The organism is Rhizobium sp. Leaf311 (genome assembly GCF_001423445.1).
In the GTDB taxonomy this organism is placed as follows: Bacteria; Pseudomonadota; Alphaproteobacteria; order Rhizobiales; family Rhizobiaceae; genus Agrobacterium.
The window spans coordinates 15,870-29,978 of the sequence record NZ_LMNZ01000018.1 but is presented as its reverse complement, the minus strand read 5'-3'; the positions used below and the strand labels follow the sequence as shown (position 1 = coordinate 29,978).

Sequence of the window (14,109 nt, the reverse complement as noted above, 5' to 3'; positions counted from 1 at the left end):
TTGCTTCCGAGATCCGCGCCATAGGTCACGCGGACGGGGATGACAGGCTAAGGTACCGGTGCGGTGGTTAATATGCCATTAACCATGCAAATTCAGATGCTGTAACAGGTTCCAAAAATGTGAAAGCCCGGCGGTGGCCGGGCTTTCGTGTCTGAGACGGTGTCTCTGTCTGCTTAGGAGTGGTAGGCCGCTTCGCCGTGGGTGGCGAGGTCGAGACCTTCGCGTTCTGCCTCGACAGGGACACGCAGACCAACGACGAGGTCTACAATCTTGTAGAGGATGATCGAGCCGATACCCGACCATGCGATGGTGACGAGAACGCCCTTGAGCTGTGCCCAGACCTGCGTTGCCGTGCCAGCGTAGCTAGCAGCGAAGTCAGCTGTCGAATAATCGACGATGCCAGCGCCACCGAGCGCCGGGTTGACGAACACGCCAGTGAGCAGAGCACCGATGATGCCGCCGACGCCGTGCACGCCGAATACGTCTGCCGTGTCATCGTAGCCGAACTTGTTTTTCACAGTCGAAACGAAGAAGTAGCAGACCGGCGAAACGATCAGACCCATGACGATTGCGCCCATTGGACCGACGAAACCGGCTGCCGGGGTGATGACGACGAGGCCTGCAACAGCACCCGAAGCAGCACCAAGCATGGATGCTTTTCCGCGTGTGAAGTTTTCGACCAGTGCCCAGGACACGACGGCAGCCGCCGTTGCAACAAAAGTGTTGATCATGGCAAGAGCGGCATAGGCGTTGGATTCCAGGTTGGAACCGGCGTTGAAGCCGAACCAGCCCACCCACAGAAGGGCAGCGCCGACCATGGTCAGCGTCATGGAGTGAGGAGCCATCATGTCCTTGCCGAAGCCGGTACGCTTGCCAACCATGATTGCGCCGACGAGACCCGCAACACCTGCGTTGATGTGAACCACGGTGCCGCCAGCGAAGTCGATTGCGCCGAAGCTGAAGATCAGGCCGGTTGGGCCATCATAGGCGCTTGGGCCGCCCCAGAACCAGACCATGTGAGCGATCGGGAAGTAGACGAATGTCAGCCAGAGGATCGTGAACAGGATGACGGCAGAGAACTTGATGCGTTCAGCAAATGCACCGACGATCAGCGCGGGCGTAATGGCCGCAAAGGTCATCTGGAAGCAGACGAAAACGAGCTCAGGAATGGCTGCACCCTTGGTGAAGCTTTCCGACAGCGTCGTCGTATCGACGCCTGCCAGGAACATTTTGGAGAAGCCGCCAACGAAGCTGTTGAGCGAACCGCCATCAGTAAAGGCAAGCGAATAGCCGTATGTGACCCAGACGATCATCGCGACCGCCGCAATCATCATGACCTGCATCAGGACAGACAGCATGTTCTTGGTGCGAACGAGACCGCCGTAAAACAGTGCGAGACCGGGAACGATCATCAACAGAACCAGGATGGTCGAAATCATCATCCAGGTCGTGTCACCCTTGTCGACCGTCATTGCCGGTGCAGCCGCGGCAACCGCAGGCGCTGCGGCATCCTGGGCAAATGCAAGCGCCGGGGCAAAGAGAGCCGCCGTGCCAGCGCCGAGCCGACCAAGTGTTGAAAGCTTGTTTAATTGCATGATTGGAAAACTCCCCTGTCAGCCGTGCTTAGAGCGCTTCTGTGTTGGTTTCGCCGGTACGGATGCGCACGGCCTGTTCAATCGAGTAAACGAAAATCTTGCCGTCACCGATCTGCCCAGTCTTCGCGGAGGAGGCGATAGCATCGACGGCCTTCTCCACCAGATCGGACGCAACCGCGATCTCGATCTTGAGCTTGGGAAGAAAGCTCACGGCATATTCGGTGCCGCGATAAATCTCGGTATGTCCCTTCTGGCGTCCGTAACCCTTCACTTCTGTCACGGTCAGGCCCTGGATACCGACTGCAGTCAGCGCCTCGCGCACCTCATCCAGCTTGAACGGCTTGATTATGGCCATCACAATTTTCATCTGGTTTCCCATCCTTTGTTTGCCTCGGCATGAAGCCGGCTCTCCTCGACGCTGGCAGATCAGTAACAGCGACTGATCTCCTACATTCAAGGCGCGTGCCAGTTTGGATGGTTGCGCGTAACTAACTGAAAAATATCGTTTAATTTATAAAAGATCGGAAAATAGGCACGCGCCTTCGCGCAAAAGGCGCAATAACTATGCAGAATCGAAAAAATGCCTAGTATTTAATCATTTGCCAGTTTGCGGATCAGGCCTTCCTGCGCCATCGATGCGACAAGAACGCCGTCCCTTGTAAACAGGCTGCCTCGTGTCAGGCCACGCGCGCCCGATGCGCTTGGGCTGTCCTGTGTGTAGAGCAGCCAGTCATCGAGTTTGCACGGGCGGTGAAACCACATGGCGTGATCGAGACTTGCCGCCTGAACCGCCGGATCAAAGATCGTGGTGCCGTGGGCGTAAAGCGACGTATCAAGCAACGTCATGTCCGAGAGATAGGCGAGAATCGCTGCCTGATAATGGCGATCGTCTGGAACGTCGCCGGTGGCTCTGACCCAGATGTCCTGCTGGGGATCCAGCTTTTCCTTGGAAATATAATGGGTCAGAGAAACCGGCCGAATTTCAATGGGGCGTCTGTTTTCCCAGTATTTCCTTATGGCAGGCGGCGCCTTGGCGAGAAACGCATCGCGCATCTGATCTTCACTGAGGAGTTCCTCGGGTTGCGGCACCTGGGGAATGCGAGCCTGATGGTCAAAGCCGCCTTCGTCGATCTGGAAGGACGCCGACATGGAGAATATTGCATGGCCATGCTGGATCGCCACGATGCGGCGCGTCGCAAAGCTTGATCCATCCCTGATGCGATCGACCTGATAGATGATCGGTACTGCAGGGTCGCCCGGGCGCATGAAATAGGCGTGAAGCGAGTGGACGAAGCGGTTGTCAGGCACCGTCCTTTGTGCGGCCATGAGCGCCTGGGCGATAACCTGGCCACCAAAAACGCGCTGCCATCCAACCTGGGGGCTCGTTCCCCGATAAAGGTTTTCCTCAAGTTTTTCGAGGTCAAGCGTTGAGATCAGCTTCTGGAGTGGCTCGGTGTTTTCGATAGGGCGCGACATTTTCGACATGCTCCGGCAGTAGGAAGACCTGTGCCTATGGTCTATAGTGCGTGCATGAGATGCACAAGAATGCAGGAGAAGGCGTTATGCTTGACGTGGTTGTAGCGGGCGGCGGATATGTCGGTCTGGGCGTTGCGGTGGCAATCAAACAGGCGGCACCGCATCTGGCCGTCGAAGTCATCGAGGCGGCACCGGAGGGCGTCTGGAAAAACGACATGCGTGCCTCCGCCATCATTGCCGCGGCCACGCGGATGCTCGACGTCTTCGGTATATGGGATGAACTGCTGCCGCAGGCGCAGCCCATCAACAAGATGATCGTTACCGATTCCAGGACCTCCGATCCCGTGCGTCCCGTCTTCCTGACCTTCGACGGCGAGGTCGCGGAAGATCAGCCTTTTGCTCACATGATCCCGAATGTGGCGATGGTCGGCGCTTTGCGCGGAGTGTGCGAGCGGCTTGGCGTGACGATCCGACATGGTTTGAGTGTTTCAGGCTTCGACGCTGGCAACCGCAGCAACCAGGTAACACTTTCGGACGGCTCAACGCTTGAGGCCCGGCTTCTGGTGGCGTGCGACGGTGTTCGCTCAGCCCTGCGCAGCATGGCGGGCATCAAGACCGTTCACTGGAATTACGACCAGTCCGGCATTGTCACGACAGTGGAGCATGATCGACCCCACAACGGCTGTGCGGAAGAGCATTTCCTTCCCTCGGGCCCCTTTGCCATCCTGCCGCTGCCAGGAAATCGGTCTTCTCTTGTCTGGACGGAGCGCACGGCGGATGCCGACCGTCTCGTGGCCTCCGACGATCTTGTCTTCGAGGAGGAGCTGGAGCGCAGGTTCGGTCACAAGCTTGGTCCCGTGCGCCCGGTTGGCCCACGGCGCGCCTTTCCGCTGGGGCTGACGCTGGCTCGCGCCTTCGTGGCGCCGCGTCTGGCGCTTGCGGGTGATGCCGCCCATGGAATTCACCCGATTTCGGGGCAGGGCCTCAATCTCGGCTTCAAGGACGTGGCCGCCCTTGCGGAAACAATCGTTGAGGCGGATCGCCTCGGCCTCGATATCGGATCTCTCAATGTGCTTGAGCGCTATCAGTCTTGGCGCCGGTTCGACACCGTGCGAATGGGGGTCACAACAGATGTGCTCAACCGCCTGTTTTCCAATGATATCGCACCGATCCGCATTGCCCGTGATTTCGGGTTGGGGCTGGTCGACAGAATTCCAGCTCTCAAATCCTATTTCATCGGTCAGGCTGCGGGCACCGCCGATCCGAACGGCCCACGGCTTCTTGCCGGACAGCCTCTCTGAACCAGTCATGGTGAGCTAGACGGGAGAGAACAAAAGACGAATTGCTGGATTAAGCGATTCGTCTCCGATTCGTTCGCTGACTGTTCCGCACCCGGTCCGTTTCACTATTCATGTAAAACGAACGGCTTTTGCAGCTTTTGTGGTTTCTTTCCTTGCCTTTGAGCTGCGCGATTGCCATGTGTGTGGGGCGATGCGGCGGAATCTATTCCGAATGTGTTGTGAAACAATCAGTTAGTCGATTTCACGGATAGTACGTTGAATTTTCGCCCCATGATCTTGAGCGGCCGCGGTGTTACGGCCGTTCTTGGCCCTACCAATACCGGCAAGACGCATTACGCCATCGAGCGGATGGTCGCGCACGGAAGTGGCGTCATCGGATTGCCGTTGCGGCTGCTTGCGCGTGAGGTCTACACCCGGTTAGTAGAGAAGGTCGGCGCACCGAATGTCGCGCTGGTGACCGGCGAAGAGAAGATTTCACCGCCAAAGGCAAAGTATTCCGTTTGTACTGTGGAGGCGATGCCGCGTGAAACGACAGCCGCCTTCGTCGCGATCGATGAGGTGCAGCTGGCCGGCGATCTTGAGCGCGGCCACATCTTCACAGACCGAATTCTGCATCTGCGCGGACGTGAGGAAACACTGCTTCTGGGCGCAGGCACGATGCGACCCATCCTTGAAAAGCTTTTGCCGGGCATTGTGGTGGTTGAGCGCCCGCGCCTCTCCCAGCTGTTCTATGCCGGACAAAAAAAGATCACCCGCCTGCCGCAACGCACCGCCATCGTCGCCTTTTCCGCTGACGAGGTCTATGCGATTGCCGAGCTGGTGCGCCGCCAGCGCGGCGGTGCCGCTGTGGTGCTGGGCGCGCTTTCTCCCCGCACCCGCAATGCGCAGGTCGGCCTTTACCAAAACGGAGACGTTGAATATCTGGTCGCGACCGATGCGATCGGCATGGGCCTCAACCTCGATGTCGACCATGTCGCCTTTGCGCAGGACCGCAAATTCGACGGCTATCAGTTCCGCAATCTCAATCCCGGCGAAATGGGCCAGATTGCCGGTCGCGCCGGTCGCCATCTGCGCGATGGCACATTTGGCGTCACGGGTCGGGTCGATCCGCTGGACGATGAACTTGTCGAACGTGTCGAGTCGCACCAGTTCGATGCGGTCAAGGTTCTCCAATGGCGCACGAAGAATTTCGATTTTTCTTCCATTGCCAATTTGCGTGGCAGTCTGGATGCGGCGCCGACCGTGCAGGGACTATCCCGGGCACTGCCCGCCATCGACCAGCAGGCGCTGGAATATCTTTCGCGCTATCCGGAGATCATCGACGTTACCACCAATGCCGAGCGTGTGGAGAAACTGTGGGAAGCCTGCGCGCTGCCGGATTATCGCCGCATCGCTCCTGCACAACATGCCGACCTGATCTCAACGCTCTATTTCGATCTGGTCAAACGCGGCGCCGTGAACGAGGATTTCATGGCGGAACAGGTGCGCAGAGCAGACCGTACAGATGGCGAAATCGATACGTTGTCTGCAAGGATTGCACAGATCAGAACATGGACGTATGTATCAAACCGCCCAGGATGGCTTGCCGATCCGACACACTGGCAAGAAAAGACGCGGGAAATCGAAGATCGATTGTCCGATGCTCTACATGAAAGGTTGACGAAACGCTTTGTTGATCGCAGGACATCTGTGCTCATGAGGCGCCTAAGAGAGAATGCGATGCTTGAAGCTGAAATCAGTGTGAATGGTGATGTCTTCGTTGAAGGACATCATGTCGGCCAATTGGCGGGTTTCCGGTTTACACCGGTGGCCGGAGCTGAAGGGCCAGATGCCAAGGCTGTGCAAGGCGCAGCGCAGAAGGCGCTTGCGCTGGAATATGAGGCGCGCGCCGCGCGGCTTCATGCCAGCGGGAATGGCGACCTCGCGCTGAGCTCGGATGGTCTCGTCCGCTGGTTGGGTGAGCCTGTCGCTCGCCTTGCAGCCGGTGACAACATCATGAAGCCGCGTGTCATCATGCTGGCCGACGAGCAGCTGAGCGGAAATGCGCGCGACCACGCCGTCGCCCGCATCGAGCGCTTCGTCAATCATCAGATCGCGACCGTGCTGAAGCCGCTGGACGATATCTCCCGTGCGGAAGATCTTCAGGGCCTGGCGAAAGGTCTGGCGTTTCAGCTCGTGGAAAACCTGGGCGTACTCTTCCGTCGCGACGTGACCGAAGAGGTCAAGACGCTGGATCAGGATGCGCGCGCCTCGATGCGCCGTTATGGCATCCGCTTTGGTGCCTATCACGTATTCCTGCCCGCTTTGTTGAAGCCAGCTCCGGCTGAGCTCGTGACGCTGCTCTGGGCCTTGAAGAATGACGGTCTCGGAAAGCCCGGCTATGGCGATCTTATTCCGGTATTGGCGGCTGGACGCACGTCCGTTGTAACCGATCCTAGTTTCGAGCGCATGTTCTACAAGCTTGCAGGCTTCCGTTTCCTCGGCAAGCGCGCGGTTCGTATCGACATTCTGGAACGTCTTGCCGATCTCATCCGTCCACTGTTGCAGTGGAAGCCGGGCACACAGCCGCGTCCGGAAGGTGCCTATGACGGCCGTCGCTTCACCACGACGACAGCCATGCTTTCCATCCTCGGCGCCACGCTCGATGACATGGAAGAAATCCTCAAGGGTCTCGGCTATCGTGCGGATCAGGTCAGCGCCGAAGAGGCTGCTGCTTTCCTCGGCGGTCAATCGGCTGATGCTGCCAAGGCAAGTGCCGATGCTGGCGAGACCGTGGCTGAGGCTGCTGGCACGCAAGAGGCCGCTGCTGAGGAAACGTCTCAGGACGATGCCGACGCGCAACCAGCTTCCGAAGAGGCCGCAGCACCTGCCGAAACGCTGGTTGAGGCCAAGGCGGACGATGCGGCTTCGACCGATGCCGTTGCTGCCGAAGCTGCTGAACCGAAGCCTGTTCTTCTGTGGCGTCCCGGTGGCCGCAATGACAACCAGCGCAGCGACAACCGCCGCCCTGCCAACCGCAACCACGGCGAACGCCGTGCAGACGGTGGCGAGGAGCGTCAGGGCCAGCCGCGTGGCAACAACGCCAACCGCGATGGCGACCGCAAGCGTGACGGTGACCGCAAGCGCGAAGGCGCACGTCCGGACCGCAATGGCGGCAACAATAACCGCAATGAGCGCCATGACCGTGGCGAGCGCAAGGACCGCCCCGATCGCAATGACCGCGGTGGCAAGCCGCAGGGTCAACAGCGCTTCGAGGCAAAACCACCGCGCAAGGAGAAGCCGCTGGATCCGGATTCACCTTTCGCAAAGCTGGCTGCTCTCAAGGAACAGCTGAAGAAGTAAGATCAGGGCCTTTTGTTTTCGTGAAAAGCAGAAGGCCTTTTCATTTGCGCCGATGAATGTCCTGCGGGACCCCGCGGCGCAATGTTTCTGGAATGCATGATGGGCGAGAAGCAACCAACACAGGACCAAGGACGCCAGCGTCTCGACAAATGGCTGTTCTTTGCCCGCATGGCAAAATCCCGCTCCCTTGCACAGAGCTATATCCAGTCCGGCAATGTGCGGGTGAATGGCGCGCCGGTTCGCCAGCCAAGCCATATGGTGAAGATCGGCGACAGGCTGGATATCAGCTTCGAACGCATGGATCGCATTCTGGTCGTCAGGGCGTCCGGAGAGCGGCGTGGGCCCTATGAGGAGGCAAAGCTCCTTTATGACGACGAAACCCCTCCACGCCCGCCCGGTGAGCGCCTGACGCTTCTGGAACAGGCGGTCCGGGAACCGGGAAGCGGCAGGCCGACAAAGAAGGAGCGCCGCGCCCTTGATCGGTTGATGCCCGAGAATGGTGACGACTAGGGACGCGGGCTTCCCGATCCGGACGATCTACGCGCCCGCTTATGCCTGAGACTGCGGCAAACTCAACGTGCAGATTGGAATAAACCACCAAGATAGGCCGGTTTTTCAGTATCGTTTATCCTTGCTAAATCTGGTCAAAGGCATTACCTCACTTGCGAAAATGCCCTGTCTGAATTCCGGGCGATCGCTTGTCTTCCAAGCTATTTGATCCGGCCTGCATATCTGGAGTCCATCATGACGTATGTCGTGACCGATAACTGCATTCGGTGCAAATATACCGACTGCGTCGAAGTCTGCCCGGTTGATTGTTTCTATGAGGGTGAGAACTTTCTGGCGATCAATCCCGACGAATGCATCGATTGTGGTGTATGCGAGCCCGAATGTCCTGCCGAGGCCATCAAGCCCGATACAGAGCCGGGCCTCGACAAGTGGCTGAAGCTGAACGCCGAATATGCGGCTATCTGGCCCAACATTACGGTGAAGCGTGATCCGCTGCCGGAAGCCAAGGAAATGGATGGCGTCGAAGGAAAGCTCGATCTCTATTTTTCGGCAGAGCCTGGCAAGGGCGACTGATTGTTCCAATTTGCTTCGTCACCCCGGACTTGATCCGGGGGGCCAGTTCGCTTACATCCGTGATCGAAAAGAACTCTTCCGTGCCTCAGACACGGCGCTGCTGGATTCCGGCTCAAGGCCGGAATCACGGAAAAACCATAATTCCGTATGCTTCAAGGCCTCACGTTTCTACCGTGTAGGCTTTTTTAATTTCTTGAGACGCCTAGCCGGCGCGCCCGGATTGCAAGGTGGTGGACAGCAGCGTCAGCAATGCCGCGCTTTCCTCCAGGCTTTGCCGCTGGCGGCTTTGGAGGATGGCGGCCTGTAGTCGGTTCATTTCACGCGCAATCGCTGCTGGCTGCCATGTACGCAGCGCGCGTTCGATGACCGGCTTGCGACGAAAATGGACGCCTCGTCCCATCGTCTGCATGACCTGACCCGCCTGCAGCTTTTTCTCGTCCATCTCAGCCCGCATCTGATCCAGAAGCTGGAATTGCCGAAGGCATCCTTGCAGGACCAGGAAGATGGGTGTCTTGGACGCGATGATTTTCTGCGTGGCGTGAAAGAAAGCGTTTCGGTCGCCCTTCAATATCGCATCCACGGCATCATCTGCTGACACCATGCTGGCATCGCCGATGATCGACATCACGTCATCCTCTTCGATCACATCGCGACCGCGACAATAGAGCGCCAGCTTGCGCACCTCATTGCGAGAGGCGATGCGATCACCACCCAGCGATTCCGTCAGTCTCTGGCGTGCAGCTGGCGAAATGCGCAGGTTCTCGGTCGATAGCTCCTGATCGATCAACGCATTGATGGCCCTTGCGTCGTCGGCATAGCAGGGGATGGCGGCAATCGCGCGGGACGGCTCCGCGATCTTGCGCAGGCCAGTGCCTTTCTTGAGATCGCCTGCTTCGATGATCAGAAAGCTCGATTCGGGGGGATTGTCCGATAGAACCTGAAGGGCGTCTACAAGTGCCTTCTCATTGGCCGCGCCCTTGACCCAGACAAGCTTTTCGCCGCCAAACAGGCCAATCGAGTTCACCTCGTCAAGCAGTCGACCGGGATCGCCTTGCAGGTCGGACGCCGTCAGCTTGAGCGAGGCAAAGGCATCATTGGGATCGATGCCGGTCTTGGCCGCAATGAGGGAGGCTCGTTCTGAGACCAGACCGCGATCAGGGCCGTAGAGCACGAAAACGCGAAAACGCTCCGCCGGTTTTTCGGCGAAGCGTTCGAATTCATGCGACTTGATTTCCGTCATCAAACGGATCTCAGCGGCTGAGAGTGGCGGCGATGTCCGTGCCGATGATTTCGGCAAGCTCACGGGCGGCACGATTTTCACCATCGCGCACGGCGCGGATATTGGCGAATTGCTGCTGCGGAAGATCGATCATTGCCGTGACGTTGCGCGTTGCCGCGCGCAGAACCTGGCCGTCCGAAATGCGGGTCAGCACGTATGAGCCCTTCATATTGACGCGACCGGGATATGGGCCGTCATAATTGTTCTTGCCGATGGAAAGGCTGGTGTCGTCAGTGACTTCCGTCGAGGTCGCGCTCGAGGACACCGTAATCTTGACCTCGTATTCCTTGCGCGTCGGCTCGCCTGCGCCGCCATAGGCCATGAAGACGAGATGATTACGTACTTCCTGTGAGACGCGACTATTGGCCGAGGCGAAATTCACGGTCTCAAGCTTCTGGCGCGTGCCGGATGCTTCGCCATAAAGCGGTCTCACCTGGCATCCGGCCAGAATGCCGGCAAACAGAATGACGGATAGTGCGGCTGCTACGCGGCCCCATCTGGAATAGGCATCAGACAACAATGTTCACAATCCTTTGTGGAACCACGATGATCTTTTTCGGTTCGGCCCCGGCCAGAGCCGCTTTTACAGCATCCAGTTCGACGACAGCCGCGCGCACGGTATCTTGATCCGCATCGCGTGCGATTGTCAATTCGCCGCGTTTCTTGCCGTTGATCTGGACCGGCATGACTACGTCATTTTCTTCCGTGAGAGCCGGCACGAATGTTGGCCATGCCGTTTGTGCAACAAGCCCTTCATTGCCCAACACCTTCCAGCACTCTTCAGCCAGATGCGGTGTCATTGGCGCGATCATGCGGATCAGGATTTCGGCTGCGTCGCGCGCCGCTGCCCTTTCCTGGGTCGACTTGCCACCGCCTGCTACCTCAGCCAGAGGACCGGCCAATGTGTTTACCAACTCGTAAATGCGAGCAATGGCCTTGTTGAAGGCCAGCTTGTCCAGATCGTCCTGAACAGCCTTCAGCGTCTTGTGCGCAGCCTTCGACATAACGAGGCCCTGCCCGTCATTTGCGGGGGCCGGTGTAACAGTCTTCAACTCTTCAGCAGCTTCGCCGATGATGCGCCAGACACGCTGTACGAAACGATGAGCGCCTTCAACGCCAGCTTCCGACCAGATGACGTCACGATCCGGCGGGCTGTCGGACAGCACGAAGAAGCGGGCGGTATCGGCACCGTAGGAAGCGATGATATCGTCGGGATCGACAACGTTCTTCTTCGACTTCGACATTTTTTCGATCGAGCCGATCTGAACTTCGTCGCCGCCAGACAGCAGGAAAGCGCGGCGCTTGCCGTCGACTTCTTCGATACGGATATCAGCGGGCACGATCCACTGACCGTTCTGGCCTTCGCCCAGACGGTAGGTTTCATGCACCACCATGCCCTGGGTAAAGAGGCCCTTGAAGGGCTCCTTCACGTCCACATGGCCGGTCGCCTTCATCGCACGCGTAAAGAAACGCGAGTAGAGCAAGTGCAGGATCGCGTGCTCGATGCCGCCAATATACTGGTCAACAGGCAGCCAGCGATTGGCGATCTTCGGATCGGTCGGCTGCTCCTCCCACGGCGCGGTAAAGCGGGTGAAATACCAGCTGGAATCGACGAAGGTGTCCATCGTGTCGGTTTCACGGCGGGCATCATGACCGCATTGCGGGCACGACACATGCCGCCAGGTTGGGTGACGGTCCAGCGGATTACCGGGGGTGTCGAAAGTGACATCGTCGGGCAGTTTAACCGGCAAGTCCTTCTTCGGGACAGGGACAACGCCACAGACTTCGCAATGGATGACGGGGATCGGGCAACCCCAATAGCGCTGGCGGGAGATGCCCCAGTCACGCAGACGGAAGTTCACCTTGCGCTCGGCTTGCACAGCACCGCCGAGCATTTGCGACGAGAGCCTGGAAACGACGGCCTCAAAGGCACCCGTCGTTGTCATGCCATTCAGGAACTGCGAATTGATCATGACGCCGTCATCGACAAATGCCGTTTCGCCAATGGCGAATGTGTCTGCATTTTCGCCTTCCGGCATGACGACAGGTACGACCGGCAGGCCGTATTTGCGTGCAAAATCGAGGTCGCGCTGGTCGCCGGAAGGGCAGCCGAAGATGGCGCCCGTGCCATATTCCATCAAGACGAAATTGGCGACGTAGACCGGCAGTTCCATCGAGGAATCGAGGGGGTGGACAACCTTGACGCCCGTATCGAAGCCCCGCTTTTCCGCCGTTTCCAACGCAGCCAGCGATGTTCCCTGACGACGGCATTCGTCACAGAACTCCGCCAGTTCGCTGTTGGACTGGGACAATGCCTTGGCAAGCGGGTGGTCTGCTGCAATAGCAAGGAAAGATGCGCCGAAGAGCGTGTCAGGGCGGGTCGTATAAACCGTGATGTCATCAAAACCGGCGGGCACGGTGGAAGTGACCGTCTGCCAGCGCAACGACAGGCCTTCCGACTTGCCGATCCAGTTCTTCTGCATCAGCCGCACTTTTTCCGGCCATTGGTCCAGAACGTCCAGCTCGTCCAGCAAATCCTGGCTGAAGTCGGTGATGCGGAAGAACCACTGGGTCAGTTCGCGTTGTTCAACCAACGCGCCAGATCGCCAGCCGCGGCCATCGATGACCTGTTCATTGGCCAGAACGGTATGATCGACAGGGTCCCAGTTGACCTTCGACTGCTTGCGATAAACCAGACCCTTTTCCATGAAATCGATGAAAAGTGCCTGCTGCTTGCTGTAATATTCGACATCGCATGTCGCAAATTCACGGGTCCAGTCGAGAGAGAGGCCCATGGATTTCAGCTGTCCACGCATGGTGGCTATGTTCTGGTAGGTCCAGTCTTTCGGATGAACCTTGTTCTGCATGGCGGCGTTTTCAGCCGGCATACCGAAGGCATCCCAGCCCATGGGGTGAAGAACGTTGTATCCCCTTGCACGCTTGTAGCGCGCTACGACATCGCCCATGGCATAGTTGCGCACATGGCCCATGTGAATGCGACCGGACGGATATGGAAACATTTCAAGAACGTAATATTTCTCGCGCGGATCGCTATTGTCTGTCACGAAAACATTGTCTTCGTTCCATTTTTGCTGCCAGCGCGGCTCGGCGTCGCGAGGATTATAACGTTCGATGGCCATACTTCTGAAATCCGGGTATCAAGGGGAAAATTTGCGCTGACCTTCACCACGAAACTGCCTATGCGTCAAGTTTGGCGGGTCAGGTAAGGGCGCAATCTTGGTAACCGCGTTCAAATGGTGACAATCCGTCTTGGCATCAAGGCCGGTGGCGGCTACTGAAACCGGATCCTGATGGATGCAATAGAGAATGTTGAGGTGGTGTGATGGAAATCGAAGCGCGTCTTGAAGATGTCAGGCAGCGTATCGCGTCGGTAGCGGAAAAGGCCGGGCGCGAGGAGAACAGTGTCAGCCTCGTTGCAGTCTCCAAGACATTCGATGCAGCCACGATCCAGCCGGTAATCGATTGCGGCCAGCGGGTCTTCGGCGAAAATCGCGTTCAGGAAGCCCAAGGCAAGTGGCCTGCGCTGAAAGAGCGCAACCAGGGCATAGAATTGCATCTCATCGGGCCATTGCAATCCAACAAGGCTGCCGAGGCCGTGGCGCTGTTCGACGTGATCCAGAGTGTCGATCGGGAAAAGATCGCAAAGGTGCTCGCGGATGAGTGCCGCAAGCAGGGCAGGACGCTACGTTTTTACGTCCAGGTCAATACCGGGCTTGAACCGCAGAAGGCAGGTCTGGACCCGCGCGAGACGGTCGCTTTTGTGGCCATGTGCCGCAACGAGTTGGAGCTTGATGTCGAGGGATTGATGTGTATTCCGCCAGCCGACGAGTATCCGGGCCCGCACTTCGCGCTTTTGGCCAAGCTTGCGAAAGAGTGTGGCGTGCAGAAGCTTTCCATGGGGATGTCGGGGGACTTCGAGACTGCGATTGAATTCGGTGCCACGAGCGTCAGGGTTGGTTCGGCTATTTTTGGCACGCGATAATCCGCAGCCATAACGTAGTTCTTCGCCGCA

The 14,109-nt window shown here is 58.1% G+C and carries 11 protein-coding genes; 5 read left to right on the top strand and 6 right to left on the bottom strand.

Annotated elements, in window-relative coordinates:
• Window positions 1-173 precede the first annotated feature (173 nt).
• From ASF69_RS15830 to tesB, 3 genes are all read right to left on the bottom strand, one after another.
• A complete protein-coding gene (locus tag ASF69_RS15830; RefSeq protein ID WP_062589134.1) occupies window positions 174-1,595 on the bottom strand; it encodes an ammonium transporter in 1,422 nt (473 codons plus the stop codon).
• 28 nt (window positions 1,596-1,623) lie between these two features.
• The gene (locus ASF69_RS15825) at window positions 1,624-1,974 is read right to left on the bottom strand and encodes a P-II family nitrogen regulator (RefSeq protein WP_062589132.1); all 351 of its coding nucleotides are present in this window, start codon (window positions 1,972-1,974) and stop codon (window positions 1,624-1,626) included.
• Window positions 1,975-2,186: 212 nt separating this feature from the next.
• Window positions 2,187-3,071, bottom strand: coding sequence for an acyl-CoA thioesterase II (tesB, locus tag ASF69_RS15820; protein WP_062589130.1), 885 nt, complete (start codon window positions 3,069-3,071; stop codon window positions 2,187-2,189).
• A 59-nt stretch (window positions 3,072-3,130) separates the two neighbouring features.
• On the opposite strand from tesB, the gene ASF69_RS15815 reads away from it, so the two are divergent.
• The 4 genes from ASF69_RS15815 to fdxA all read left to right on the top strand — a co-directional run bounded on the left by ASF69_RS15815 (window position 3,131) and on the right by fdxA (window position 8,797).
• Window positions 3,131-4,372, top strand: a complete 1,242-nt coding sequence (locus ASF69_RS15815; protein ID WP_082469759.1) for a ubiquinone biosynthesis hydroxylase — start codon at window positions 3,131-3,133, stop codon at window positions 4,370-4,372.
• Window positions 4,373-4,642: 270 nt separating this feature from the next.
• Window positions 4,643-7,714, top strand: coding sequence for a helicase-related protein (locus ASF69_RS15810; protein ID WP_062589127.1), 3,072 nt, complete (start codon window positions 4,643-4,645; stop codon window positions 7,712-7,714).
• A 96-nt stretch (window positions 7,715-7,810) separates the two neighbouring features.
• Window positions 7,811-8,224, top strand: a complete 414-nt coding sequence (locus tag ASF69_RS15805) for an RNA-binding S4 domain-containing protein (protein ID WP_162238091.1) — start codon at window positions 7,811-7,813, stop codon at window positions 8,222-8,224.
• Between the two features lie 234 nt (window positions 8,225-8,458).
• Window positions 8,459-8,797: a ferredoxin FdxA gene (gene fdxA / locus ASF69_RS15800; RefSeq protein WP_062589308.1), complete on the top strand. Its 339-nt coding sequence runs from the start codon at window positions 8,459-8,461 to the stop codon at window positions 8,795-8,797.
• Between the two features lie 202 nt (window positions 8,798-8,999).
• Here the strand turns inward: fdxA and holA are convergent, their stop codons facing one another.
• Genes holA through leuS form a run of 3 tightly spaced genes read right to left on the bottom strand, consistent with a single transcriptional unit; the run spans window position 9,000 to window position 13,216 of the window.
• Entirely contained in the window at window positions 9,000-10,037 is a 1,038-nt protein-coding gene (gene holA, locus ASF69_RS15795; RefSeq protein ID WP_062589125.1) for a DNA polymerase III subunit delta, read from the bottom strand.
• 10 nt (window positions 10,038-10,047) lie between these two features.
• Window positions 10,048-10,596, bottom strand: a complete 549-nt coding sequence (locus ASF69_RS15790; protein ID WP_244475500.1) for a hypothetical protein — start codon at window positions 10,594-10,596, stop codon at window positions 10,048-10,050.
• Window positions 10,586-13,216 carry a leucine--tRNA ligase gene (leuS, locus tag ASF69_RS15785; protein WP_062589122.1) on the bottom strand — a complete coding sequence of 877 codons (2,631 nt, stop codon included), beginning with the start codon at window positions 13,214-13,216 and terminating at the stop codon, window positions 10,586-10,588. Before leuS ends, ASF69_RS15790 begins: the two co-directional genes overlap by 11 nt.
• 203 nt (window positions 13,217-13,419) lie before the next feature.
• On the opposite strand from leuS, the gene ASF69_RS15780 reads away from it, so the two are divergent.
• The gene (locus tag ASF69_RS15780) at window positions 13,420-14,079 is read left to right on the top strand and encodes a YggS family pyridoxal phosphate-dependent enzyme (RefSeq protein WP_062589120.1); all 660 of its coding nucleotides are present in this window, start codon (window positions 13,420-13,422) and stop codon (window positions 14,077-14,079) included.
• The last annotated feature ends 30 nt before the right edge of the window (window positions 14,080-14,109 follow it).